Origin of the sequence: Shouchella rhizosphaerae, assembly GCF_900142675.1 — a bacterium.
Lineage (GTDB): Bacteria > Bacillota > Bacilli > Bacillales > Bacillaceae_D > Shouchella > Shouchella rhizosphaerae.
This window is the reverse complement of record NZ_FRBS01000011.1, coordinates 12,645-37,966: the sequence shown is the minus strand read 5'-3', so window position 1 is coordinate 37,966 and position 25,322 is coordinate 12,645. Positions and strand designations below refer to the sequence as shown.

Here is a 25,322-nt window from a genome sequence, read left to right as displayed (position 1 = left end):
GCTTATCTGAAGTAGAGTCCGGTGACAATGGCAAAGAGGTCACACCCGTTCCCATGCCGAACACGGCCGTTAAGCTCTTTTGCGCCGATGGTAGTTGGAGGCTTCCTCCCGCGAGAGTAGGACGTTGCCGGGCAAATACTAAAGACACCTGAATAGGTGTCTTTTTTTGTTTGTGCAGGAAGCAAAAGAGTGCTGCTTCGAAGAAGCCGAGTTAAATGCTTATTAGGAGTATATGGAGATAAGCTCATATAAAAAACTACGTGAATAGGCTTCACTGGAAAAGCCTCATGCCCTCCTGCGAGACGTAGGGATCATTTTCGTAAAACAACATGAAAAACATCTTGAAAAAGCTTCATGCCCCACTTCCCCGTAGGAAATAATCCCGGAGCCAGGACGTTGCCGGGCAACAGCAAGACACCTGAAGAGGTGTCTTTTTTGTTATGGGCAGGAAGCAAAAGAGGGCTGCTTCGAAGAAGCAGAGTTAAATATAAATAGGCTCCATGAATAAGCTTCATTCGAAAAGCCTCGTTGTCATGCAGAAGCAATCGTTTCCGTCTTATAAAAGCATTGTTCAAACACCGTGCAGCTTTATTGAAATAGCTGACATTCGACAAGCTTCTTTGTCCGTGCTTGGACGGTCTCTAGAAATTGTTTAATAAAAGGGATCTCATCGCAATCCATTGTATGGATTCGTTCTCCCCACCATTCCGTTTCATACCGGCAGATCATGCTCAAGTTGTACAGCACGAGATAGTAAATAGCCAATTCAGGCAATGGCAAGTGATTGGCTTTCAAACGGTGGATGAGGGGGGAGCCATCTTTATCAAAATGAAAAGGGGGAGCCGCATTTCTGGCTGCTTGGGCATTGGCAAAGCGGATTTCGACTTGTTGTTTTGTTTCTACTACGGTAATTGCTTGCGTTTTTGGCACGAGCTTACGCATTTGCTCAAGTGCATATTGTTGAAAGCGGCTAGCAGTCATATGATACAAGTCAAGCAAGATCGGCTCAAAAACCATTCTATCGGTGGCAGCCCATTTTCCTTTCATAAAAGGTTCTTCATTAACGAGGAATGCAAAACAAGCATGCATATCAGGAAGTTGCTTAAGTAAAACTTTCATTGTGTATTTATTCTCCGAATGTTCCATGTGAAACAATTTTTTTATCATATGAGGATAAAGGCCGTTTCGTTGCTCCTTCACTTCGTCATCTAAAAAAGAGTAGCCTTGCTTCTTTCTTTTTCTTGTTGTGATGCCATGGGCGAGCACAGCAGCATTTTCAGGGTAATAAGGGTCGACCGATAAAACACAGGACTTGATTAGCTGTGAAAGGCCATAAAATAAAAGCATTGGCTTGATCGCAAAAGGAGCGATTTGCGCTTGGGCTAAGTACAAACAACCATGCTGCAGTTGGTACATAAATCGGTAACAATTTTGGTAGCTCATAGAGGATGCATCATCGTATGAGTGGCTTTGATAACACTCAAATAAATAGTTCCGCGTGAAAGATGCTGAATCAAAAAAAGTTAAACGCTCCACTTTATATACACTCCCATTTTTTTGCACACTGAATTCAGAAAAGTAGTACTTAAACCCTTGTCTTGACAGTAGTTTGCCCAATTGTTAAGCTACTAATAATATTTTCAGGCGTTTGAGGGGAGCTAATCTGAATGTGGGAAACAAAATTTCAAAAAGAAGGATTGACGTTTGATGATGTTCTCTTGGTGCCGGCTAAGTCGGAAGTGCTGCCAAGAGATGTTTCAGTTGCCACGAAACTAAGCGAGAATGTGAAATTGAATATCCCGATTTTAAGTGCGGGGATGGATACAGTGACAGAATCGGAAATGGCGATTGCGATTGCCCGTGAAGGCGGCATCGGCATTATCCATAAGAACATGTCCATTGAAGAGCAAGCTGAGCAAATCGATAAAGTAAAGCGGTCTGAAAGTGGCGTTATTACCGATCCGTTCTTTCTTACTCCAGATCGCCAAGTATTTGACGCGGAACATTTAATGGGAAAATACCGGATTTCAGGCGTGCCCATTGTCGATGAGGAGCAAAAACTTGTTGGCATTTTAACGAATCGGGATTTGCGCTTTATTGAAGACTACTCGATCAAAATTGATGATGTCATGACAAAAGAAGGGCTTGTGACAGCGCCTGTAGGGACAACACTTGAACAAGCAGAGAAAATATTGCAACAGCATAAAATTGAAAAACTGCCTCTTGTCGATGACAATGGCATTTTAAAAGGGCTCATTACAATCAAGGATATTGAAAAAGTGATTGAATTCCCGAATTCTGCAAAAGACAAGCAAGGACGTTTGCTTGTTGGGGCAGCGATTGGCGTGTCTACTGATGCTGATGCTCGCATTGCCGCTGTTGTAAAGGCAGGCGTAGATGCGATTGTCATTGATACTGCTCATGGCCACTCTAAAGGTGTTCTGGATAAAATCAAACAAGTTCGCAATGACTACCCTGACCTGACGATCATTGCAGGAAATGTAGCTACAGCTGAAGGAACAAGAGCACTCATTGAAGCAGGTGCCAGTGTAGTAAAAGTTGGCATCGGTCCTGGATCTATTTGTACAACAAGGGTTGTGGCAGGAATTGGCGTTCCGCAAATAACAGCTGTGTACGATTGTGCGACAGAGGCAAGAAAACATGGTGTGCCGATTATCGCTGACGGCGGTATTAAATATTCAGGTGACATTGTTAAAGCACTTGCTGCCGGTGGACATGCTGTCATGCTTGGTAGCTTGCTTGCTGGTGTGAGCGAAAGCCCAGGGGAAACAGAGATCTATCAGGGCCGCCAATATAAAGTGTACCGTGGCATGGGCTCACTTGGAGCAATGGAAAAGGGAAGCAAAGATCGTTATTTCCAAGAAAATAACCAAAAGCTTGTGCCTGAAGGGATTGAGGGCAGAACGTCCTACAAAGGCCCTCTAGCTGACACTGTGCACCAATTAGTCGGTGGCATCAGGGCTGGCATGGGCTACTGCGGCACACCGACAATTGATGAGTTGCGGGAAAATAGTCAGTTCATCCGTATTACCGCTGCTGGTTTACGGGAAAGCCATCCTCACGATGTGCAAATCACCAAAGAAGCACCAAACTATACATTGTAAAAAATTCCACATTTTTTTACCGATAGATAGGGACTTCCCTATCTATTTTTTTTGGTGCCACCATGTTAAAATAGCAAATGTGTGTTATACAAGCGGGGGTGTAAAGGTGAAACAAAAGGGTTTACCAAGCTGGACAATGCGTATAATGGCTGCATTGGCTATGCTTGCTTTCGTACTAGGACCAATTAAGCCTGCCAGTGCGCAGTCTTTAACAGTAGATGCCAGTGCAGCGATTGTCGTTAATGCCGATACTGGACAAATTTTATTTGAACAAAATAGCGATGAACAATTGGCGATTGCCAGCATGACAAAAATGATGACCGAGTACATAGTGCTTGAATCAATCGCCAATGGTGACATCTCTTGGGAAGATGAAGTAACGATCACCGATCATTTGCTTCCATTGTCCCACCAAAGAGAGCTATCCAATGTTCCATTGCGCCAGGATTATACGTATACGGTAAAAGATTTGTACGAGTCCATGGCGATTTATTCGGCAAACGCTTCGACGATGGCGTTAGCGGAGCATGTGGCTGGTACGGAAGCTCAGTTTGTCGCCAAGATGAATGAAAAAGCAGAAGAGCTAGGGCTAGAAAAGTATGAGTTTATTAATGCGAGCGGCCTAAACAATGCTGACTTGCAAGGTGAACATCCAGAGGGGACTCCAGCCGATGGGGAAACAACGCTTTCTGCCCGTTCTGTTGCCCAACTTGCGTATCATCTGTTGAAAGATTTCCCTGAAGTGCTTGATACGGCAAGTGTGCCTGAAGCGGTATTTGATTCTGGCCCAGATGAAAAAATTGATATGCAAAATTGGAACTGGATGCTACCAAACAGCCCTCATTATTATGAAGGGGTAGATGGCCTGAAAACAGGATATACGGATGCTGCAGGCAATAGCTTTACGGCAACAGCTGAACGCGATGGTGTCCGCCTTATTACTGTAGTAATGGGAACGGATACCCGGGATGACCGTTTTAACGAGACGAAAAAACTGCTCGATTATGGGTTTAATCAATTTGAAGAGCATCGGATCATCGATGCTGGAACGGAACCGGAAGGCGGTGTCGTTCCCGTAGCGCGTGGGAAAGAAAAAGAAGTCCAACTCGTGACAAACCGTGATTTAACTTTTATGCTCGGAAAAGGGCAGAACGAAAACTACTCCGTTGAAATTGAACTGGATGAAAGCAAAACGAATGAAAATGGAGAACTTGTCGCTCCTATAGAAGAAGGGGAAACGGTTGGGACATTAAAAGTCATCATGGACGAGCCAGTTGATTATCTTCCAGGCAGCCAGCAAAGCGGGATTGAACTTGTTGCAGCAGCAGATGTGGAAGAAGCAGGCTGGTTCACCATGTCCATGAGAGGAATTGGCGGGTTCTTTTCAAATTTATGGTCCAGCGTTTCTGACACCATTAGCAGTTGGTTCAGTTAAGCGAATGGACAAATAGCATCATGGGATAAGAAAACAACGAACAAGTCGATCACAAGCAGGGCGCATGCCCTGCTTGTGTGCTTTTCTTTCTCCTATGAATTTTGGTAAAATGGATAGGAGTAACGAGGAGGTCGTTTAGATGTTAGACGTGAAAAAATTGCGCAGCGATTTTGAAGGCGTGAAAGCGCAGCTAGAAAGACGTAACGGCACGATTGAGGGGCTTGAACGCTTCTCCCAATTGGATGCTTCACGCCGCACGATGATACAGGAAGTCGAAGAGCTAAAAAGCAAACGAAATGACGTATCTGAGCAAATCGCTGCCTTAAAAAGAGACAAAAAAGATGCTAATTCGCTCATTGCGGAAATGAAGCAAGTCTCTGAACGGATTAAAGAGCAAGATGAGCAGCTCCGCAGCATCGAAACGGAATTAGAAGCGCTCTTGCTCACGATTCCGAATATCCCACAGGAAGACGTCCCTTATGGCGAATCAGAAGAGGATAATCGGGAAGAGCGTAAATGGGGAGACGTGCCTGACTTTTCGTTTGAGCCGCGTCCTCATTGGGAACTGGGTACAGCGCTCGATATTCTTGATTTTGAACGTGCCGCAAAAGTGACAGGCAGCCGGTTTACAGTTTATAAAGGGCTCGGGGCACGCCTAGAACGAGCGCTCATTAATTTTATGATGGATATGCATGCGACTGAGCATGACTATACGGAAGTACTGCCTCCTTATATCGTCAATCGCGCAAGTATGATTGGTACAGGGCAATTGCCTAAATTTGAGGAAGATGTTTTTAAAATTAGCGAAGAAGATTATTTTTTGATCCCGACTGCAGAAGTGCCGGTCACGAACTTGCATCGCGGGGAAGTGCTGCAAGGAGAGCAGCTCCCGATTGCTTATAACGCCTACAGCACGAATTTCCGCTCTGAAGCTGGTTCTGCTGGGCGCGATACGCGGGGGCTCATTCGCCAACACCAATTTAACAAAGTAGAGCTTGTTCGTTTTTCTTTACCGGAGGATTCCAACAACCAGCTCGAAATCATGACAACCCACGCCGAAAACGTGTTGAAACGCTTAGGACTGCCTTACCGGGTCGTTACGTTGTGTACAGGGGATTTGACCTTTGCCTCTACAAAAACGTACGATCTGGAAGTATGGATGCCGAGCGCCAATACGTATCGTGAAATTTCTTCGTGCTCCAATATTGGTGACTTCCAAGCAAGGCGCGCCAATATCAAATTCCGCCGCGATCCAAAAAGCAAGCCTGAGTATGTCCATACGCTCAATGGTTCAGGAGTAGCGGTTGGCCGTACGGTAGCGGCCATTCTTGAAAATTACCAGCAAGAAGATGGCTCCATTGTCATCCCGGAAGCACTACGGCCATATATGGGTAATGTGAACATTCTTTCATAAAGAGAGCTGCAGCGTGCTGCAGCTTTTTACAAAGGAGCTAAAAACGATGCATGTCGCTGTTTTCCAAATGGAAGTATTAGCAGGAAAGCCAGACCAGAACCGAGAACGTGTTAAAACGTGGGTTGAGCAACTATGCCGTGAGCAACTAGAGCGGCCGCTCACGATCGTGTTGCCTGAGTTATGGACGACTGGGTACCAGCTTGAGGACCTTGGCGAACTGGCGGAAGAAGAGGGAGTGGAGACGATTGCATTTTTGCAACAACTCGCCCGAGCGCATCGCATTCATATGGTTGCCGGTTCGATTGCGACAAAGAAAGACGGTGGCATTTACAATACAGCGCTTGTCATCGATGCCCAGGGCAAGCTTGTCTATACGTATGACAAAGTCCACCTTGTCCCTATGCTGAATGAACCTGCTTACATGCAAGGCGGAAGCGTGCCCCCTGCCTTATTTGAATTAGATGGTGTCAAAATGGCGGTCCTGATTTGCTATGATTTGCGTTTTCCCGAGTTGGCGCGCCGTCTTGCATTAGAAGGGGCAGAAGTGCTTTTTATTGTTGCTGAATGGCCGTTGGCGCGGGCGATGCACTGGAAGGCATTGCAGCAAGCCAGAGCGATCGAAAATCAGTTTTATCTCCTTTCTTGCAATAGCGTCGGCAGCCACAACGGAACCGATTATGCAGGCACATCGATGGTGATTGACCCATGGGGGGAAATTATTGTCGAAGGTAGCAGCACTGAAGAAGAATGGCTTCAATGTAAAGTTGATTTTAGCAAAGCTGCTGAAGTGCGGGAAAGAGTGCCGGTGTTTTCAAGCAGGCGACCTGATTTATATCGGTAACGATTCCAATGGGGGTGGGTTGAATGAAGATTACATTGGCGCAAGTAATGGAATTGGACATTATGAAGCCTGCCATCATTAAGACTGCACAAGAACAGTTGCCATACCGACAAGTTGAATGGGTTTCGATTACGGAAGCACCAGTGGAAAACTTTATCAGGCAAAATGAGCTTGTCCTTACGACTGGCATCGGCTGCAACCAAGAGCCGAAGGCGTTTTATGCCTTTGTGCAAGATGTGATTAAGTCGGAAGCGTCAGGGCTTGCAGTGGCGATCGGCCGGTTTGTGTTCGAATTGTCCGAAGATGTCCGCACCCTTGCTGAGAATGAGCAGTTTCCGATTCTTTTTTTGCCATGGGAGATCCGCTTTGCCGACATTACACAGGCAGTAACGGCCAAGCTTGTTGATTCAAAGCAGGACGATTGGCAATTTACCCAAAAGGTACAACAGGAACTCTTGTCTTTAATGCTTGCTGGGAACCATTTGTCTGCTCTAGCAGAACATGTTGCTGGCTATGCCGCCGTACCCATTGTTATAACGGATGCCCAAGGGCGAATAAAAGGGAAAAGCCATGGAGCTGAACCGGTGGTAGGCCTAGTTAGTAAAGTGTACAAACACATGCGCACTAGCGGCCAGGAAAGTGAGCATCACCCCCTTGAACGAAAAATCCAAACGCTCCATACAGATGGCACAGACGTCCATATATTGCCGATCATCCAAGCAAATGAGCAAATTCAAGGCTATGTATTTGCTGTTAATAGGGATAAAATGGATACAAGCGACCTAGCGACAGCCTTTATATTGCTCGAACATGCCGGGACAGCCGCTGCATTTTGGTTTCTGCAAGAGAACACAGTGCAAGAAACAGAAGCACGTATGCGCAATCATTTCGTCGCCGATTTGGCCCAAGGGTTGATTGAAACGGAAGCACAACTAAAAACACGGGCTGAAGCGCTAGGATATGAGGTTTCTGTGCCATACATCGCGATAGTAGGCATGCTGCACAATATGGAAGAATTGTATAGCCGTTCTGATCAAGTAGCCTCCTTTAAAGACTGGCAACTAAGCATGGTCCATTATATCGAAGAAGAGATCTACTATGCAGGCGTAACGGTTGAACGGGAAACGATGTCGACGTTTATGGATGGGCAGCTATTGATTTATTTAGCCGTTCCCTGTGAAGATTACCGGACGACGGTCAATGGATTTCTTGACTTGCTTGATCGCCGTTTGGCCCATTTGCTTCCCGATGTCGAAATAACGTGGGGAATCGGTGACCAGCAAATAAACACCTATGCATTTGAAGACCGGTACCAAGAAGCGAAACAGGCACTATTGCTTGGTATCGGCAGGAAAGGGCAAGGAAGCCGGATCTTTTATACAGATACGCGCATTGACCGTGTCCTTTATAAAATAGGGCAAGAGCGAGAACTGCGAAGCCTCGTGTTAGATTATGCGGCACCGTTGTTTGCCTACGATGAACAAAGGCAAATGGACTTGGTCGGCACATTTGTCGCATACCAAAGAAACCAAAACAAAGTGACGCAGACAGCGCGATTTCTTCATTTGCACCGCCAATCGCTGTTATATCGACTTCGGAAAATTGAGGCGCTGACTCATTTATCTTTAGCGAATCCTGATGATGTCTTTTTGCTTGATCTTAGCATTCGTATATCGATGATCCAACACCACATGCAAACGCCTAACTCCTAGACCGTTGCCTCGCGCGAACGCGTTAAAACGGATACGAAACGAAACACTGTTCTCGTCTCCAGGCACTTTCTATCAGTCTAATTAATATCGGCGGCGTTGTTGACCACTACCTGTAAACAATGGCTTTCATGGAGAGGCGAGCGTATCTCCTGGCGGGGAGGCCACTTTGACTCCTTTTCGTATCTCTCCTGTTCTTCATGTCAAGCCAAGTTCACACCCGAACTAGTGGATGACTGTAGGCCAACGTAATTACTTCAATGAAAGGTGAAACTTTTTCAGCCGATATTGGAGATTTTGTCTGCTCATGCCAAGATTTTTTGCAGTTTGGGAAACGTTGTTGTTGTTTTCTCTTAACGCTTGTAAAATATAGAGCTTTTCGACCTCTGCCATTTTTTCTTGTAATGTTTTTGCAGGTAAGTTGCCTGTTTCTGTGTCTTTCACTTCTTTCTGATAGCGATTGCGCAATCGAAACGGCAGGTTGTGTATGTGAATTTCTGTTTCATCACTAATGAAATTCATTGTGCCTTCAATTGTATGTTCCAGTTCTCGCGCATTTCCTGGCCAATCGTGCTGGAACAGAATCGCCTTTGCCTCTTCGCTAATCGTCTTCACATTCATCTGAAATAGCGTGTTATACTTGTGAATGAATTCCTCGATAAGCGGAAGAATGTCTTCTTTTCTTTCACGCAAGGGCGGGATAAATAAAGTGACGACGCTGAGACGATAATACAAATCTTTGCGTAAGCGCTGCTTTGCAATCATATCTATCGGATCTTCATTAATGGTAGCAATGATTCGAACGTCGACTTTTTTGTCTTTGGTATCGCCGATGCGACGGATGGTTTTTTCCTGAATAACGCGTAATAATTTCGCCTGTAACGCAGGGTCGAGAGAATTTATTTCGTCCAGAAGCAATGTTCCGCCATCAGCTTGCTCGAATAAGCCTGGCGTGTCCAATGCCCCGGTAAATGCTCCTTTTTTCGTTCCAAATAATAAACTTTCCATTAAATTTTCAGGGATCGCTGCGCAATTCTGTGCTAGAAAAGGGGCGTGTGATCTCGGGCTAGCATAGTGAATGCTTTGGGCAAATAACTCTTTCCCTGTCCCTGTTTCTCCAACGATTAGCACAGAAGACGACGTGCGGGCGGCTCGTTTTGCTTCTTCTATAACCGCTAAAAAGGCTTTGCTGTTGCCGATGATTTGGTCAAAGGTATAATGGCTTTCTCTTTTTCGCAGCACGTTTTTCTTAATGACATGATCCAATTGGGTCATATCTTTCGCTATTTCCACGGCAGCCGTAATTTTTCCATTTTCGATAAAAGGAAAGGTATTGTTAATGGTTGTGATTTCTTCCCCTTTATTATTAAAATACGTTTGTTTGACATCCTTCGTTACTTTCCCTGTCTTTAATGCTTGTACAAGTGTACTGCGTTCATCGTCGTGAAATGTAAAAACTTCTAAAAGATTTTTATGGAGTACATCGGTGTCTACCATCGATTCGATTTCCATCATTTTTTTATTGTATATAATCGTATTTCCATTTTGGTCAATAACGTGGATACCCACATTTATTTCGTCTATTAGCATTTGATATAGGTGATTCAGTTGTGCTAAATTTTTTTGTGTTTTATTTTTTTTCAAAATACCCCTCCTTTAAAAGTGAGTGTAATCGATAAACCGATAAAGCGCAAAAAAATTTTTCGTTTATCCTTCTCACCATGCAAAAAATTTTTTCTGCAATCTTGTTAAAACCGTTTCAGCATCTGGGTTCATCGGTTGGCATGATGTTTGCATATAGAAACAGTGAGTACAGAATGGAAACGAGTGTGATTCACAACCTATAAAGGAGGAATGTTTTTATGGCGATTGAAAAATCAGATCACATTATGGAACAAACAAATGCTTATGGGGCGCATAACTATCATCCGCTGCCAGTTGTGATTGCTGAGGCAGAAGGCGTGTGGGTGAAGGATCCTGAAGGAAATAAATATATGGATATGCTTAGCGCTTATTCAGCTTTGAACCAGGGACACCGCCATCCAAAGATCATCCAGGCATTAAAGGAACAGGCTGATAAAGTAACATTGACTTCCCGTGCTTTCCATAATGACCAGCTTGGTCCATGGACCAAGCGCGTGGCGGAATTGACAGGAAAAGATAAAGTGTTGCCGATGAATACAGGGGTAGAAGCGGTTGAGACAGCGATTAAAGCAGCTCGTCGCTGGGCTTATGAAGTCAAAGGAGTCGAAGAAAACAAAGCAGAAATTATTGCGGCCAAAGGCAATTTTCATGGGCGGACATTAAATGCGGTCTCCTTATCGAATGATCCGGGAGCGACCAAACATTACGGCCCTTTTGTGCCAGGGATAAAAAAGGTAGCGTATGGGAATGTGGAAGCGATTCGTGAAGCCATTACTCCAAATACAGCGGCTATGATTATAGAGCCCATTCAAGGAGAAGCAGGCATCATCATCCCGCCTGAAGGTTACTTACAAGCTGTTCGCGATCTCTGTACGGAAAACGATATTCTCTTTATTGCTGATGAAGTGCAAACAGGTTTTGCACGGACTGGAAAAATGTTTGCCTGTGAATGGGAAAATGTCGTTCCAGATATTTATGTGATGGGAAAAGCAATGGGGGGCGGCGTTTTTCCAGTATCAGCTATTGCTGCCGACAAAGACATTATGGATGTATTTACGCCAGGTTCACATGGCTCTACTTTTGGAGGAAATCCACTAGCTTGTGCTGTTTCTCTAGCTGCCATTGAAGTGATTGAGGAAGAAAATCTAGTGAAGAAATCATTAGAATTAGGAGAGTATTTCACAACAGCGTTGCGGGCAATTGATAATGATGATTTAACAGCCATTCGAGCACGGGGATTATTTATCGGCGTTGAATTCAATCATCCTGTCCGTAAGTATTGTGAACAGTTGAAAGAAGCAGGGGTATTATGCAAAGAAACACATGAAAACACGATCCGCTTTGCTCCGCCGCTCGTCATTACAAAAGAAGAATTAGATTGGGCTATTGAAAAAATAAATTATGTTTTATCAAAAGAGAAGCCTGTTAAATAAGGCGTGACAAATGGAAGCAGTTGCGGTCTAGGCGATTCAGATGGAATGTATGAATGATTAAAAGAGCTAATCCGCATGGATAATGGAAAAACAAAAGGATTTACAGGCCATCGGGCCCAGCACAATGATGCTGTTGGCCCGACCAAAGGCATTTCAGCGCCAGACGCCTTTACAAACGCACAAATGATGGCATGGATGAAAATAGAGCCTTATCCGTATTGACTATTTGCGTAAACATGCGACTGGCTTCATATGGTCGGGATTCGAAAAGCAGCTGAAGCTACACATTTTAGGGCGTGGGCTTAGCTTTTTACTGTTTCTAGTGTCTACATAAATGTAAGCGCTTGCCTGGATTTGTTAGAGACATACAAGGGGGAGAAAAATGAAGAAAGACATTTCGTTTTGGTTCGCACTGTTGCCACTCATTACCATGATTACAGCAATGGCTGTGACAATCGTGGGATTAGAAGGAGACCCTCACATTCCATTGATGATTGGAACCGCCGTAGCTGCATTAATGGCAATGAAAGCAGGTTTTAAATGGAATGAAATTGAAGAAAGCATGTATAAAGGGATTAAACTTGCTTTACCAGCCGTTGTCATTATTATTCTTGTCGGATTAACGATCGGTGCATGGATAGGTGGGGGAATTGTCGCAACAATGGTCTTTTACGGATTAAAAATAATGAGTCCGTCTTTCTTTTTAGTTTCAATCTGTGTCATATGCGCTGCCGTGTCTCTGTCGATTGGCAGTTCATGGTCTACGATGGCAACGATTGGCGTAGCTGGCATGGGGATTGGTTTAAGTATGGGAATACCGGTGGCAATGGTCGCTGGGGCAGTGATCTCAGGAGCGTATTTTGGAGATAAACTTTCGCCATTATCCGATACAACGAATCTTGCTGCTGGCTTAACAGGGACAGACTTGTTTGAACATATTAAATGTATGCTTGTGTCCACGATTCCTGCACTTCTGATCTCGCTAATTGTTTATTGGTTTCTTGGCAGAAACGAGGTAGAGGGAAATACAGCCAGTTTTGCTGACATAGAAAGAACAATGGCTTCACTTCAAGAAAACTTTGTGCTCTCTCCTTGGCTATTAATTGTACCACTAGCAGTAATCGTATTCGTGATGTTTAAAGTACCAGCAATTCCAGCATTGGGTGTAGGAATCGTATTAGGATTTTTCAGTCAAATCTATGTCCAAGGAGATGCATGGAGTATTGCTGTCTCCACACTTCAGAACGGTTACGTGATTGACACAGGTAATCATATGGTAGATGAATTATTCAACGGCGGTGGAATGGAGGCCATGATGTACACCGTCTCTTTAACGATTGTGGCGATGACGTTTGGAGGCGTACTTGAAAACACTGGCATGCTCCAGGCAATTGTTCAGCAAATTTTAAAATGGGCAAAGACAGCGAAACGCTTAATTATCACGACGGTTCTTTCCAGTTTTGCCACCAATGTTTCTTGTTCGGAACAATATATTTCGATCGTTGTTCCTGCTAGAATGTATGCAAAATCGTATGAGGACCACCAGTTGCATTCGAAAAACTTATCTCGCGCCGTAGAAGATGGAGGGACATTGACGTCTGTTTTTGTGCCATGGAATACATGTGGGGTATTTATCTTTGCTACATTAGGCGTACATGCTTTTCAATATGCACCATACGCTATATTAAATTTCACTGTACCGCTCCTATCGATTATCTTAACTTTACTTGGAAAATCCATTATATACCGTCATCCGAATAAAACAACAGCTCATTTAAAGCAAACAGAAAAGACAATCTAGAGAAACGAACGCCATGGCCGTCTCCCCGTATCATTCGAATTGTATAGGCATATCCCCTTTAGGTGGACATGTGTTTAAATCGTCTATCTGGAGTTTTTTAATATACAGAGAATGAGAGTTGACCCAAAAATAAGAGAGATTCTCTATCTATTTCTGGATGACAGTTGTGAAAAGAGTGATAAGGTTGTTATACTGTGAGCTAATGTTTTTTTAGGGGGATTTTTTTGAATCGGTTATTTGCTTGGCGCGTACTTTTTGCCTTACTTACAACCATCTTTGCACTAATTGGTTATTTTAGTAATACCTATTATTTGCAGCCCTTAGCTACACTCTTCAGTGGGTTAATGATTTTGACGATTGGTCTTTCGGAGTTTAAAAAAGAGAGGCCATTTTTAGCTTGCTTTGTATTTGTTCTTTCTGGTTTTTGTATTTATGTTGGAATTTTTACGTTTATAAGTTAACCCTGATAGTTGGAGTATCGACTAAAAGTTATCTTTGTCTCGGTGGATGATGGCGGGTAAGAAACGCCATCTTTTTCAGATGGAGGCAAGTCACACGAGGGATCCGCCAAAATGTCTACAGAAGCGATCGAATTTTCATACATTCAAAATATTGCATAGCTTCAGCTTATGAGTAGAATGAAAGAAACGAATGACCTACTCAAAAGGAGGCTGGTTTACATGTTCCCGTTCACATTGGAGGAGTATCAGGTCCGCTTGGCAAAAACAAAGGAACGCATGAGTGAAAAAGGCATTGACGTGCTGTTGCTCACTGACCCAGCCAATATGAATTATTTATCCGGTTATAATGGCTGGTGCTTTTATGTCCATCAAATGCTAGTCGTCTTAATTGATGAGGACCAGCCGATTTGGATTGGGCGGGGCATGGACGCGAACGTTGCCAAGCAGACAACTTGGTTGATGCATGAACGGATTATTCCGTACCCTGACGATTATGTGCAATCGGATGATCGCCACCCAATGGACTTTATTGCCAAAGTTCTGGCTGATATTGGCCAAGGCAACCGCCGCATTGGCGTCGAATCAGATACGTATTACTACACGGCAAAAGCACATGAACGCCTGACGCAACGCTTGGCGGACGCCCGGTTTGTCGACGCGACTAACCTTGTCAACTATGTGCGCATCATCAAGTCAGACATGGAAATCCATTATATGAAATGCGCAGGCAAAATTGCGGCCAAGGCGATGTATGCCGGTATGAATGCCATTAATGCGGGCGCACGGGAAAGCGATGTCGTTGCAGCCATATACCACGCACAAATTGCCGGGACAGAGGAGTTTGGCGGCGATTATCCGGCGATTGTCCCACTTTTGCCGTCAGGCGTGAAAACAAGTGCTCCACATATTACGTGGTCTGACCAACGCTATCCGAGCGAAGATACAGTCATCATTGAGTTAGCTGGCTGCTATCAACGTTACCATGCTCCACTCGCAAGAACAGTGACGATTGGAAAACCGCAACAGCGTGTTGTAGATGTAGCCAAAATTGCCGTTGAAGGGCTCAATGAAGTGCTTGCATGGATGAAGCCTGGAGTCACGTGCGAAGAAGTGGAAGCCGTCTGGAGGAAGACAATTGGGCGCTACGGACTGGAAAAAGAAGCGCGTATTGGTTATTCAGCTGGATTGAATTATCCACCTGATTGGGGCGAACATACGGCAAGCATTCGAAAGGGAGATAAAACGGTGCTGCAAGCCAATATGACGTTCCATATCATCCCTGGCATGTGGTACGACGACTTTGGCGTCGAAATTAGTGAATCGGTACGGGTGACGGAAAATGGCTGTGAGCTTCTTTGTGATTTTCCGCGTCAGCTGTTGACCAATGATCCAAATGCATCTGCTTCATAATTGATTGGGGGGCTTATCATGACAAAAATGAACAACGCCAAGTTTGCTACGAAAGCAGTATGGGCAGGAGAAAAAGACTATTTGGTCCACGGAGCGACACAAGTGCCGGTTATTCCGAGTGTGGCTTTTGGCTATGACGATATGGACGAATGGTATGAAGTGGCCGTTGGCAGAAAAAAAGGCCACATTTATGGCCGCAATACAAACCCGACCGTGCAAGCGTTTGAAGATAAAGTCAAAGTGCTGGAAAGGGCGAATGCAGCAACTAGTTTCTCAACGGGTATGGCGGCTATTTCCAACACGCTTTATACGTTTTTAAGGCCAGGAGACCGCGTTGTGACAATTAAAGACACATATGGCGGCACCAATAAAATTTTCACTGAATTTCTGCCAAAGTTAAATATCGATGTTGTTTTTTGTGAAACAGGGGATGTTGAGCAAATCAAAAAAGAAACGGCTAAAGGCTGCACGATCGTTTATTTAGAGACGCCCACCAATCCAACTGTAAAAATTACTGACATCCGCGCTTGCGCAGAAGCTGGAAAACAAGTTGGCGCACTTGTTGTCGTCGACAATACGTTTGCGACGCCAGTTAATCAAAATCCACTCACCCTCGGCGCTGATCTCGTTCTCCATAGCGCAACAAAATTTTTAGGAGGCCATGCAGATGCCCTTGGAGGGGTTGTCGTCGGTTTAGATGAGTCTCTGATTGAAGCAATTTACCACTATCGGGAAATCAACGGGGCAACAATGGATCCTTGGGCCGCTTATTTGATATTGCGCGGTATGAAAACACTTGAATTACGAGTGAAACGGCAAGCTGAAAATGCCGAGAAGCTCGCTGCTTATTTGCAAACGGTCGAAGAGGTCGAAACTGTTTTTTATCCTGGCCTCATTGACCACCCTAACCACGAAATCGCCAAAGCGCAAATGTCTGGTTTCGGCGGCATGCTGAGCTTCGCTGTTGCTGGCGGTGTCGATACAGTGCGCCACTTATTGCCAAAGCTAGCATTTGCCAATCGAGCTGCAAATTTAGGGGCGGTTGAGACGACAGTAGGACCGGCACGGACAACAAGCCATGTCGAATGCACGCCACAAGAGCGTGCAGCCATGGGCATTCCTGAAGGATTAATTCGCGTATCATGTGGCATTGAGGATGGAGAGGACATCATCGCTGACTTTAAGCAGGCATTCGAGGCTGCCAAAATAGAGGCCTGAACATGAATGTTGTTGGAATCCGAGAGCGAGCTGAACAATTGCAAGATCAGCTTATGACATGGCGCCGGCACCTGCATAAACATCCAGAACGTAGCTTTCAAGAAAAGGAAACCGCTGCTTTTGTGGCCCAGGTGCTTAGGCGTTTGCCTGGGATGGTCGTAACGGAACAAGTCGGTGGATATGGCGTCGTTGCTGAACTTGCCGGAAAGCAAGGAAAAACCGTGGTTTTGCGCGCTGACATGGATGCATTGCCGATCGAGGAACAACTGCCACATTCATTTGCTAGCATCAAAAAAGGGACGATGCACGCTTGTGGGCATGACGCCCATACGGCGATTTTACTTGGCGCAGCGACGATTTTAAGCGAGCGGCACCAGGCAGGATACCTAAACGGCACAGTTCGGTTTTTGTTTCAGCCAGCCGAAGAGAAGATGGATGAAGCCGGGAAGACTGGCGCTATCTATATGATAGAAGCAGGGGCGATGGCTGGAGCCGATATCGCCTTTGCGCTTCATATGTGTCCGTGGCTGCGTCCAAATGCGATTCAAGTCCATAGCGGTGCGAGCATGGCCAGCTTTGATGCATTTAAAGGGACGATTACAGGCAGCGGGGGGCACGGCGCGTATCCTCATTTAGGCGTTGACGCCATATGGTTGCTTTCGCAAGTGCTGCCGGCGATTTACGGACTGACTGGTCGCTTTTCCTCCCCGCTTGAACCGGCCGTGATTAGCATTGGCCAAATCCATGGCGGCAAAGCAAACAACGTCATCCCTGAAATCGTTGAAGTAGAAGGCACGATCCGTTGTTACAACGACGATGTTCGCAAAAAACTTACGGAAGAAGTAAGCAATGCTTTTGCTGTAGCCAATGTATTTGGCGGTGAAGGCGCATGTACAGTCAAACGAGGCGAGCCGGCGCTCGTGAATGACAGTGAGGCGATTGCGCTAATCAAACAGGCGGCCCACCATCTTTATCCAAATGACCGTATTGTTACTGGGCCTTACGGGTTAGGAAGTGAGGATTTTGCTCATATGGCCAAAACGACAAAAGCGGCGATGTTTTTCTTAGGTTGCCAGCCTCGACATGGCGAGTTTGATTTGCATACGCCACAGTTCCAAATCGATGAAGCTTGCCTTTCAAAAGGAGCTGCGCTTATGGCAGGCGTATGCGCGGATGCCTTAAATAAAAAGGAGTGAGTGCGACCATGAAATTGGCGATTCTTGGTTTTGGCGTTGTCGGCCAAGGGTTGGCAGAAATTTTGGCCAATCAATGTGAAAAAACGAGGCAGCAAACGGGAATGGCGCCTAAAGTAGTGGCAATTTCCGATTTTAAAATTGGGTCATTGTATGATCCAAATGGTCTCGATCTCGATAAAGTGCTTCACTTGGCAGCAACCGTTGGCTCATTAGAAGACTATCCTAACTCCGCTACGCTTGTGAGGGGTCTTGATGCAATGACGACGATCGTGCAGACCAATGCGGATGTCATTGTTGAAGCAACGTTTACGGATATCAAAACAGGCGAACCAGCCATCACACACTGCAAAACGGCATTTGCGGCAAAAAAGCATGTAGTGATGACAAATAAAGGGCCGATAGCAATGGCTTACAAACAACTGTCAGAGTTAGCGGCTGAAAACGGTGTCTACCTTGGTTTTGAAGGCACGGTTATGAGCGGAACGCCGGCTTTACGCTTAGCCCGTACAGCACTCATTGGAAATACGTTTACGGAAGTGAACGGAATTTTAAATGGGACAACGAATTATATGTTAACACAGATGGAAGACGGGATGTCTTATCATGACGCTTTAAAACAAGCTCAGGAAAAAGGGTACGCTGAAGCCGATCCGACAAGCGATGTGGAAGGCTACGATGCTTTATACAAAATTGTCATTCTGGCCAATACCGTTATGGGAGAAGCGCTGACGCCTGACGATGTGGAACGGGTCGGTTTAAAGACGTTATCAGCTGCCGAGATTCAAACCGCGAAACAGCAAGGGAAGACCTGGAAAATGCTTGGCACAATTCGAAGAACCGCTGACGGTATGAAGGCGGCTGTCAAACCGATATTGCTTGATTCAAGCCACCCCCTTTCATCAATTGCCGGCGCCACAAATGCGATTACGTACAGCTGCGACCTAGCGGGGGATATTACGTTGACAGGGGCAGGGGCAGGCAAGAAGGAAACTGGCTATGCCTTGTTAAGTGATTTGGTCGATTGCCACTTTTTTATGGAGGAGAATAGAAAAGTGACGAATCAGTAAAGGAGGCGGTCCAATGAAACTGGATTTAAGGCGGCAACAAATGCTGCTCGCAGGCGAATGGGTAGACCGGACCGAAACAATGGAAGTCCGAAATCCAGAAAATGATCAGTTGGTCGCAATTGTCCCAAAAGCATCAAAAACAGATATGGAGCAGGCAATTGCTCGTGCAAAGGAGGGGGCGAAAGCATCGGCTTCTCTTCCTGTTTACAAGCGAATGGCCATTTTAAATCGAGCTGCCGATTTTGTTGATGCCCACAAAGAACGATTTGCACGGACCATTGCTACAGAAGGGAGCAAAACGATTCGCGAAGCACGGAAGGAGACGGGGCGGTGTGTCGAGACATTGCGACTGTGCGCGGAAGAGGCACGCCGAATAACCGGTGAAACGATTCCGTTTGACCAGTCCCCAGGGGGAACAGGGCGCTTTGGTTATTATGAACGACATCCTCTTGGCATCATTGGCGCCATTACGCCTTTTAACGATCCCCTGAATTTGGTCGCCCATAAGATTGGCCCAGCTATTGCTGCAGGCAATGCGATTGTGCTAAAACCGGCAACAGCAACGCCATTAAGCGCACTCTTGTTAGCCGAAGCCTTTATGGAAGCAGGTTTGCCAAAAGGGATTCTGTCCGTTATGACCGGATTGGGCAGTGAAGTTGGCGATGTGCTCATCACCCATCCTGACGTGCGAATGGTTTCCTTCACAGGGGGAATGGAGGCTGGGCTTGAAATTGCCAAAAAGGCAGGTTTGAAGAAAAAAAGCATGGAACTTGGCTCTAATTCACCAGTCATCGTCCTTGAGGATGCCCAGATTGAAGACGCAGTAAAAGCAAATGTGAGCGGTGCCTTCTGGGCAGCGGGGCAAAACTGCATAGGCGTGCAGCGCTTGTACGTCCACGAAGAGGTTTATGACCGCTTTAAGGAGCTGTTTGTCAAACAGTCCTGTGCTTACTTGATGGGTGAGAAACTATCTGAAAAGACCGATATGGGCCCCCTTATATCTGAAAAAGAAGCAAAGCGTGTTGCGTTCATGGTAGACGATGCCCTGCGGATGGGCGCAGCCCTTTTATGCGGAGGCAAGAGGCGCGGCGCTTTTTATGAACCGACTGTACTTGAAAACGTTCCAGATGAGTGCATGCTCGCTAAAGAAGAAGTCTTTGGGCCAGTGGTCTTGCTTTATAAAATCAAGTCTCTTGCAGAGGGAATTGAAAGGGCCAACCAATCGGACTATGGCTTGCATGCGGGCTTATTTACAGAGAATATGAATGCTGTTTTTCAGGCAATTCGAGAGCTGGAAGCAGGCGGTGTCATGGTCAATGATAGCTCCGATTTCCGCATTGATGCGATGCCATTTGGAGGAACAAAGCAATCAGGATTAGGACGAGAAGGCGTAAAGTTTTCTATATTAGAGATGACAGAACAGAAAGTGGTTTGTTTTAAATTACGCGATAATGGGTAAAGAGGTTGGGAACAGATTGTTCCCAACCTCAGCTTATAGCCTAAGCCTCGGATTTTCTATTAGGCTATGTGATTGGTTTTTAAGTATAGGTAGATAAGCCGCTTCAGTGGGAAAGAGATTTTTAACGTTAAGCCGGTCTTAGAAATTCGCCGTCGAACTGGATTTTTAGCATCCTAGTACTTTCTTTTTGTTTGCTTTATGTGTATGTCAGGATTGATTTTTTTCACTTGTTCTATGAATAACTGCTTCTCTTTAGGAGAAATTCGAATAAGATTAGAGTGACTGTATTCGATTTCAATTTTGTTGCTTGAGAGCGCAGGGGAAGCGAAAAAATCCTTTGTAAACCTCATCGCGTTAATTGTATTGATGTTGATTGTTTTCTTATAAAAACCAAACACAACGACGATGGTTTTTGACTTTGGTTTAAGGACATACTTTGTCCTGAAAAATATCGAAACAATCAGGAGCAAAAACAGTACCAATACGGGCTTTTTTATAAAAGCGTTTTGCACTGGGAAAGCGGCTACATTCAAGTCAAAGACAATATCGATGCTTAATACGATCATGAGGGAATACATGATCACTGAATAAGTGATTCCTTTTTCGCTTTTAAAAACCAATTACGGCCACCGCCTGTTTTTGTAAGAATGATATCATATGAATGAGTGGTCTATTGGCTGCTAAATAGCGAATGAACTAGAAAAGCGAGGTATTCCTTAACCAAGCTTGTGCTCACCGAGGGAGAACAAGGATAAACGCTTTTGTACTAACAATACCAACATGCTAAACTAGCATAATTAACAGAAAAAAAGAAAAAGGGGGATGGCTATGACCATACGAATAGGGACTGCCTTTGTAGCAAGTGCTGTTCTCGTCCTCGCAGCTTGTAATAATAGTGAAACAGGGACGAGCGACCATACAGGCGGGGCGGATGGTGACAATGTTGAAACTTACCAAGTGGCTACCGATAATAATTTTGTCCCATTTGAGTTTATTGATTTAGAGACAAATGAACTAACAGGCTTTGACATCGAATTAATGAAAGCGATCGCTGAAGAAGCTGGTTTTGCTGTTGAATTTCAGCAAATGGATTTTTCTGGGGCATTGTCGGGGATTGAACAAGGAAGTTATGACGCTGCCATTAATGGGATGACCATTACCGAAGAACGTAAAGAAAACATTGATTTTTCCGACCCTTATTATGAATCGGGCTTAGTCCTTACGGTAGCAGAAGAGGATGATGTGATCGAATCGATAGACGACATTACTTCGTCCACAAAAGTGGCGACAAGGCTGTCATCGACGAGCCAAACGTATTTAGAAGATAATACGGAGGCGCAAGTGGATGCTTACCCTGAAATTACAGAAGCCTACCAAGCGTTGCTTGCTGGCCACGTCGATGCCGTTTTATATGACATGCCTAATGTGCAGTATTTCATGCAACAGCAAGGAGAAGGACAAATGAAAATGGTAGGCGAGCGTTTAACAGGTGAGGAATATGGGATTGCCTTTCCAAAAGGCTCAGACCTCGTTGAACCAGTAAATGAAGCGCTGGCGACGCTCATGGAAAACGGCACGTACGGCGATATTTATGAAAAGTACTTCGGAGAACGACCAGAAGGCATGTGAAACATCGCTATGCCAGCTTTCATCAAGAGGTGAGATAAAAAATGGATTTTGGGGCATTGCCTTTTTTATGGGAAGGTTTGAAATACACGGTTTTAATTACGCTCGTCGGTGTTTTTTTAGGAAGTATCGTTGGCTCGATTTTCGGATTAATGCGCCTATCTCGTATTGGATTTGTGAGAGCAATCGCAGCGATTTTTGTGGAAGCTATTCGAGGGACGCCTTTGCTGGCGCAAATCTTTTTTATCCATTTCGGGATTCCAGGTCTGTTGGATTTACGGTTTGATCCGCTTTATACTGGTATTTTTGTCATTGCGATTAACTCAGGCGCCTATATTGCCGAGATTGTCCGCGGCGGGGTACAATCGATAGACAAAGGGCAAATGGAAGCTGGCAGGTCGCTAGGTTTAACAGGGAGTCAAACAATGCGCTATATTATTTGGCCTCAAGCCATTAAAGTGATGATCCCTCCATTCGGCAACCAATTTATTATCAGTTTAAAAGATACGTCGCTTTTATCGACGATCGCCGTTGCCGATTTAATGTATCAAAGCAGAACGTATACTGGCTTATCTGCTTCGTATTTTGATACATACTTGCTTGTCTGCCTGTTTTACTTAGCGATCACGATTCCGGCTTCCCTTTTATTACGCTACACAGAACGGAGACTGGAACGGACATGATTAAAGTAACGGATTTGCATAAATCGTTTGGAGACCATGAAGTACTAAAGGGAATTACGACGGACATTCGCGAAAAGGAAGTCGTTTGCATTATTGGCCCGTCTGGCTCTGGGAAAAGTACGTTTCTCCGCTGTTTAAACCGGCTTGAAGACATCACATCTGGGGAAGTCGTCATTGATGGCGTCAATATTGCCGACCCGAAAACGAATATTAACGCTGTGCGCCAGGAAGTGGGCATGGTGTTTCAACATTTTAATTTGTTTCCTCACAAGACAGTATTGGAAAATATCACACTTGCGCCATTGAAAGTGCGGGGCATTGAAAAAGGGGAAGCGGTGGCGGCAGCCAAGAAGCTTCTTGAGAAAGTCGGTTTAGAGGATAAAGCAGATGCTTACCCGGCCAGCTTGTCAGGCGGACAAAAACAGCGTGTGGCGATTGCAAGAGCGTTGTCAATGAATCCGAAAGTGATGCTGTTTGATGAACCGACGTCCGCACTGGACCCTGAGCTTGTCGGCGACGTCCTTTCTGTCATGAAAGAATTGGCATTGGAAGGGATGACGATGATTGTCGTCACACATGAAATGGGGTTTGCCCGTGAAGTCGGTGATCGCGTTTTCTTTATGGATGAGGGTCGCCTTGTTGAAGAGGGCACGCCTGTAGAGATTTTTGAACAAACGAAAAACGAGCGGACAAAATCGTTTTTAAGCAAAGTCTTGTAAACATAAAAGCCTGCTTTCGGCCATCAAAATGGCCAAAAGCAGGCTTTAACGCGTTTTTAAGAATAAGCAGGTTGGTGTTCGCCAGAAGAAATTTCCTCCATATAATGGCATGCTCCGGCATGGCTATTTGCCATTCCTTTGGTTGTCCGCAATTCAGGGACTTCTGTTTTGCATTTTTCTGTTGCAAATGGACAACGTGTATGAAAACGGCATCCGCTTGGGGGATCAATTGGCGATGGCACGTCGCCTTGCAAAATGATGCGCTCTTTTTTTATGCTCGGATCCGGTTTTGGAATCGCAGACAGCAACGCTTTTGTATACGGATGCTGAGGATTATCGAAAACCGATTTTTTATCGCCCATTTCCACAATGCGGCCAAGATACATGACAATGACGCGGTCTGAAATATGACGGACGACACCTAAGTCATGGGAAATAAACAAATACGTTAATTTTAGTTCCCGTTGCAATTTTTTGAGCAAGTTAATGACTTGTGCTTGGATCGATACATCAAGCGCGGAAACCGCTTCGTCGCAAATGATCAATTTTGGATTCACAGCTAAGGCTCTGGCGATTCCAACGCGTTGACGCTGGCCGCCACTAAATTCGTGAGGGAAGCGATCAATTTGGTGTTCGCCTAAACCGACCGTTTTCATTAGTTCGCGAATAAGCCGATCATGATCCCTGGCAGGCGCAACGCCTTGGATGGCCATCGCTTCTGAAAGCACTTGGCGAACCGTTTGCCGCGGGTTGATCGATGCATACGGATCTTGGAAAATAATTTGCAAGTCTTTGCGTTTTTTCCGCATTTGGTTACGGTTCAATGAGAGCAAATCTTCGCCTTGGAACTGGATTTTTCCTGAAGTCGGTTCGTCAAGACGGAGAATTGCCCGGCCAGTTGTAGACTTTCCGCAGCCGGACTCACCTACAATCGAGACCGTTTCGCCTTCTTTGACTTCAAACGAAATGTCATCAACCGCTTTGACATGGTTGACCGTCCGTCCTAAGAAGCCCCCTTTAATCGGGAAATATTGCTTTAAATGGTCAACTTTTAGTAGCGTATTGCTCACGTACATTCACCTCCGGCTTATCCCATTTATCCGTGTAAATCCAGCAGCGGATTTGGCTGCCGTCTTCATTTGTTTCGAGTTCAGGCAGCTCTTTGCAAATGTCGCTTGCAAATGGGCAGCGAGGCGCAAAACGGCAGCCTTTTGGCATATCGGCTGGCGCTGGCACAGAACCTTTTATAATAGACAGATCGCCTTCTACGTCTTCATCATGGCGCGGCAACGATTGCATAAGGCCGACTGTATATGGGTGGCGCGGTTTTGTAAACAAGTCATGGACAGAGGCGTACTCCACGACTTGTCCACCGTACATCACGGCGACGTTGTCGCATGTCTCCGCTACAACCCCAAGGTCATGAGTAATCATAATAACAGACATGCCAAGGCGATTTTGCAAGTCTTTAATTAACTCAAGAATTTGCGCTTGAATCGTCACATCGAGTGCGGTTGTCGGTTCATCCGCAATGAGCAAGTGTGGGTTGCACGCAAGAGCGATTGCAATCATGACACGTTGCCGCATTCCGCCTGAAAGCTCAAACGGGTATTGGTCAATCCGTTTCTCAGGAGAAGGAATGCCAACCAGTTTCAACATCTCAATGGAACGAGCGCGTGCTTCTTTTTTGGATAAATGTTCGTGAATGCGAAAAGACTCACTAATTTGCTGCCCGACTGTAAAGGTCGGGTTTAACGATGTCATCGGCTCCTGGAAAATCATCGAAATTTCGTTGCCGCGAATTTTCCGCATTTGCGCAGGCGTTTTTTTCAACAAATCATCGCCCTTAAACAAAATCTCCCCACCGACCACTTTTCCTGGATGTGAGAGCAAATTTAATATTGATAGGGACGTAATGCTTTTACCAGAACCCGATTCCCCAACAATGCCAAGCGTTTTTCCTTTTTCCACATCAAATGTCACACCATCTACCGCTTTTACTTCTAATTCCTTTGTGAAAAAAGAAGTACGTAGATCACGTATTTGCAAGATCGGATCATTAGCCAATCGTCTCACTCCTT

The 25,322-nt window shown here is 45.2% G+C and carries 22 protein-coding genes, 1 rRNA gene and 1 pseudogene; 18 read left to right on the top strand and 6 right to left on the bottom strand.

Annotated elements, in window-relative coordinates; genetic code table 11:
• Positions 1-17 precede the first annotated feature (17 nt).
• Positions 18-133 (top strand): 5S ribosomal RNA (gene rrf, locus BUC05_RS20935).
• A gap of 178 nt (positions 134-311) precedes the next feature.
• Here rrf and BUC05_RS20930 read toward each other — a convergent pair.
• Positions 312-515, bottom strand: a complete 204-nt coding sequence (locus tag BUC05_RS20930) for a hypothetical protein (protein WP_053856820.1) — start codon at positions 513-515, stop codon at positions 312-314.
• 73 nt (positions 516-588) lie between these two features.
• On the bottom strand, positions 589-1,536 hold the full coding sequence (locus tag BUC05_RS20925; protein WP_035202610.1) for a YaaC family protein: 948 nt from the start codon (positions 1,534-1,536) through the stop codon (positions 589-591).
• A 131-nt stretch (positions 1,537-1,667) separates the two neighbouring features.
• On the opposite strand from BUC05_RS20925, the gene guaB reads away from it, so the two are divergent.
• The 5 genes from guaB (at position 1,668) to BUC05_RS20900 (ending at position 8,527) form a co-directional block, all read left to right on the top strand.
• Positions 1,668-3,125: an IMP dehydrogenase gene (guaB, locus tag BUC05_RS20920; RefSeq protein WP_035202608.1), complete on the top strand. Its 1,458-nt coding sequence runs from the start codon at positions 1,668-1,670 to the stop codon at positions 3,123-3,125.
• Positions 3,126-3,261: 136 nt separating this feature from the next.
• Positions 3,262-4,560 carry a D-alanyl-D-alanine carboxypeptidase family protein gene (locus BUC05_RS20915; RefSeq protein ID WP_437184004.1) on the top strand — a complete coding sequence of 433 codons (1,299 nt, stop codon included), beginning with the start codon at positions 3,262-3,264 and terminating at the stop codon, positions 4,558-4,560.
• A 139-nt stretch (positions 4,561-4,699) separates the two neighbouring features.
• Complete coding sequence (gene serS / locus BUC05_RS20910; RefSeq protein WP_011244877.1) at positions 4,700-5,974, top strand: serine--tRNA ligase; 1,275 nt, start codon at positions 4,700-4,702, stop codon at positions 5,972-5,974.
• Between the two features lie 46 nt (positions 5,975-6,020).
• Positions 6,021-6,815, top strand: a complete 795-nt coding sequence (locus BUC05_RS20905) for a carbon-nitrogen family hydrolase (protein ID WP_035202615.1) — start codon at positions 6,021-6,023, stop codon at positions 6,813-6,815.
• Between the two features lie 23 nt (positions 6,816-6,838).
• Positions 6,839-8,527 carry a PucR family transcriptional regulator gene (locus BUC05_RS20900; RefSeq protein ID WP_063609831.1) on the top strand — a complete coding sequence of 563 codons (1,689 nt, stop codon included), beginning with the start codon at positions 6,839-6,841 and terminating at the stop codon, positions 8,525-8,527.
• A gap of 249 nt (positions 8,528-8,776) precedes the next feature.
• Here BUC05_RS20900 and BUC05_RS20895 read toward each other — a convergent pair whose 3' ends face one another.
• Positions 8,777-10,114: a sigma-54 interaction domain-containing protein gene (locus BUC05_RS20895; protein ID WP_073305927.1), complete on the bottom strand. Its 1,338-nt coding sequence runs from the start codon at positions 10,112-10,114 to the stop codon at positions 8,777-8,779.
• A 272-nt stretch (positions 10,115-10,386) separates the two neighbouring features.
• Between BUC05_RS20895 and BUC05_RS20890 the strand changes: the two genes are divergently transcribed.
• The 9 genes and pseudogenes from BUC05_RS20890 (at position 10,387) to BUC05_RS20850 (ending at position 20,213) form a co-directional block, all read left to right on the top strand.
• A complete protein-coding gene (locus tag BUC05_RS20890; RefSeq protein WP_073305925.1) occupies positions 10,387-11,601 on the top strand; it encodes an ornithine--oxo-acid transaminase in 1,215 nt (404 codons plus the stop codon).
• A 69-nt stretch (positions 11,602-11,670) separates the two neighbouring features.
• Positions 11,671-11,751, top strand: a pseudogene (locus BUC05_RS21975) (Glu/Leu/Phe/Val dehydrogenase dimerization domain-containing protein); the annotation flags it as partial.
• A 232-nt stretch (positions 11,752-11,983) separates the two neighbouring features.
• Positions 11,984-13,402 (top strand): Na+/H+ antiporter NhaC, encoded by a 1,419-nt coding sequence (gene nhaC / locus BUC05_RS20880; protein WP_073305923.1) that lies wholly within the window; start codon positions 11,984-11,986, stop codon positions 13,400-13,402.
• A gap of 224 nt (positions 13,403-13,626) precedes the next feature.
• Complete coding sequence (locus BUC05_RS21835; protein WP_041823472.1) at positions 13,627-13,863, top strand: YczI family protein; 237 nt, start codon at positions 13,627-13,629, stop codon at positions 13,861-13,863.
• Positions 13,864-14,082: 219 nt separating this feature from the next.
• Positions 14,083-15,273 (top strand): M24 family metallopeptidase, encoded by a 1,191-nt coding sequence (locus BUC05_RS20870; protein WP_073305921.1) that lies wholly within the window; start codon positions 14,083-14,085, stop codon positions 15,271-15,273.
• Between the two features lie 18 nt (positions 15,274-15,291).
• A complete protein-coding gene (locus BUC05_RS20865; RefSeq protein WP_063609830.1) occupies positions 15,292-16,491 on the top strand; it encodes a cystathionine gamma-synthase family protein in 1,200 nt (399 codons plus the stop codon).
• Positions 16,492-16,493: 2 nt separating this feature from the next.
• The gene (locus BUC05_RS20860; RefSeq protein ID WP_073305919.1) at positions 16,494-17,687 is read left to right on the top strand and encodes a M20 metallopeptidase family protein; all 1,194 of its coding nucleotides are present in this window, start codon (positions 16,494-16,496) and stop codon (positions 17,685-17,687) included.
• 8 nt (positions 17,688-17,695) lie between these two features.
• The gene (locus BUC05_RS20855; RefSeq protein WP_073305916.1) at positions 17,696-18,754 is read left to right on the top strand and encodes a homoserine dehydrogenase; all 1,059 of its coding nucleotides are present in this window, start codon (positions 17,696-17,698) and stop codon (positions 18,752-18,754) included.
• Positions 18,755-18,767: 13 nt separating this feature from the next.
• Complete coding sequence (locus tag BUC05_RS20850) at positions 18,768-20,213, top strand: aldehyde dehydrogenase family protein (protein ID WP_073305915.1); 1,446 nt, start codon at positions 18,768-18,770, stop codon at positions 20,211-20,213.
• Positions 20,214-20,386: 173 nt separating this feature from the next.
• On the opposite strand, the gene BUC05_RS22125 is transcribed toward BUC05_RS20850, so the two are convergent.
• Positions 20,387-20,779, bottom strand: a complete 393-nt coding sequence (locus BUC05_RS22125; RefSeq protein ID WP_368037985.1) for a PH domain-containing protein — start codon at positions 20,777-20,779, stop codon at positions 20,387-20,389.
• A gap of 262 nt (positions 20,780-21,041) precedes the next feature.
• Between BUC05_RS22125 and BUC05_RS20840 the strand changes: the two genes are divergently transcribed.
• From BUC05_RS20840 to BUC05_RS20830, 3 genes are read left to right on the top strand one after another with little or no spacing between them, the layout of a single operon-like run.
• On the top strand, positions 21,042-21,842 hold the full coding sequence (locus tag BUC05_RS20840; RefSeq protein ID WP_011244890.1) for a transporter substrate-binding domain-containing protein: 801 nt from the start codon (positions 21,042-21,044) through the stop codon (positions 21,840-21,842).
• Between the two features lie 41 nt (positions 21,843-21,883).
• Positions 21,884-22,522 carry an amino acid ABC transporter permease gene (locus BUC05_RS20835; protein WP_011244891.1) on the top strand — a complete coding sequence of 213 codons (639 nt, stop codon included), beginning with the start codon at positions 21,884-21,886 and terminating at the stop codon, positions 22,520-22,522.
• Entirely contained in the window at positions 22,519-23,241 is a 723-nt protein-coding gene (locus BUC05_RS20830) for an amino acid ABC transporter ATP-binding protein (RefSeq protein ID WP_011244892.1), read from the top strand. Before BUC05_RS20835 ends, BUC05_RS20830 begins: the two co-directional genes overlap by 4 nt.
• 56 nt (positions 23,242-23,297) lie before the next feature.
• Here the strand turns inward: BUC05_RS20830 and BUC05_RS20825 are convergent, their stop codons facing one another.
• Positions 23,298-24,317, bottom strand: coding sequence for an ABC transporter ATP-binding protein (locus tag BUC05_RS20825; RefSeq protein WP_011244893.1), 1,020 nt, complete (start codon positions 24,315-24,317; stop codon positions 23,298-23,300).
• A complete protein-coding gene (locus tag BUC05_RS20820) occupies positions 24,286-25,317 on the bottom strand; it encodes an ABC transporter ATP-binding protein (RefSeq protein WP_011244894.1) in 1,032 nt (343 codons plus the stop codon). The genes BUC05_RS20825 and BUC05_RS20820 overlap by 32 nt, the downstream gene beginning before the upstream one ends.
• Between the last annotated feature and the right edge of the window lie 5 nt (positions 25,318-25,322).

Coding starts and splice junctions, on each gene's coding strand:
- BUC05_RS20865 (WP_063609830.1), top strand. CDS start 15,292: ATGACAAAAATGAACAACGCCAAGTTTGCTACGAAAGCAGTATGGGCA.
- BUC05_RS20855 (WP_073305916.1), top strand. CDS start 17,696: ATGAAATTGGCGATTCTTGGTTTTGGCGTTGTCGGCCAAGGGTTGGCA.
- nhaC (WP_073305923.1), top strand. CDS start 11,984: ATGAAGAAAGACATTTCGTTTTGGTTCGCACTGTTGCCACTCATTACC.
- BUC05_RS20900 (WP_063609831.1), top strand. CDS start 6,839: ATGAAGATTACATTGGCGCAAGTAATGGAATTGGACATTATGAAGCCT.
- BUC05_RS20835 (WP_011244891.1), top strand. CDS start 21,884: ATGGATTTTGGGGCATTGCCTTTTTTATGGGAAGGTTTGAAATACACG.
- BUC05_RS22125 (WP_368037985.1), bottom strand. CDS start 20,779: ATGATCGTATTAAGCATCGATATTGTCTTTGACTTGAATGTAGCCGCT.
- BUC05_RS20830 (WP_011244892.1), top strand. CDS start 22,519: ATGATTAAAGTAACGGATTTGCATAAATCGTTTGGAGACCATGAAGTA.
- BUC05_RS20905 (WP_035202615.1), top strand. CDS start 6,021: ATGCATGTCGCTGTTTTCCAAATGGAAGTATTAGCAGGAAAGCCAGAC.
- serS (WP_011244877.1), top strand. CDS start 4,700: ATGTTAGACGTGAAAAAATTGCGCAGCGATTTTGAAGGCGTGAAAGCG.
- guaB (WP_035202608.1), top strand. CDS start 1,668: ATGTGGGAAACAAAATTTCAAAAAGAAGGATTGACGTTTGATGATGTT.
- BUC05_RS20895 (WP_073305927.1), bottom strand. CDS start 10,114: ATGCTAATAGACGAAATAAATGTGGGTATCCACGTTATTGACCAAAAT.
- BUC05_RS20915 (WP_437184004.1), top strand. CDS start 3,262: ATGCGTATAATGGCTGCATTGGCTATGCTTGCTTTCGTACTAGGACCA.
- BUC05_RS20860 (WP_073305919.1), top strand. CDS start 16,494: ATGAATGTTGTTGGAATCCGAGAGCGAGCTGAACAATTGCAAGATCAG.
- BUC05_RS20930 (WP_053856820.1), bottom strand. CDS start 515: ATGAAGCTTATTCATGGAGCCTATTTATATTTAACTCTGCTTCTTCGA.
- BUC05_RS20870 (WP_073305921.1), top strand. CDS start 14,083: ATGTTCCCGTTCACATTGGAGGAGTATCAGGTCCGCTTGGCAAAAACA.
- BUC05_RS20840 (WP_011244890.1), top strand. CDS start 21,042: ATGACCATACGAATAGGGACTGCCTTTGTAGCAAGTGCTGTTCTCGTC.
- BUC05_RS20825 (WP_011244893.1), bottom strand. CDS start 24,317: ATGTACGTGAGCAATACGCTACTAAAAGTTGACCATTTAAAGCAATAT.
- BUC05_RS20850 (WP_073305915.1), top strand. CDS start 18,768: ATGAAACTGGATTTAAGGCGGCAACAAATGCTGCTCGCAGGCGAATGG.
- BUC05_RS20890 (WP_073305925.1), top strand. CDS start 10,387: ATGGCGATTGAAAAATCAGATCACATTATGGAACAAACAAATGCTTAT.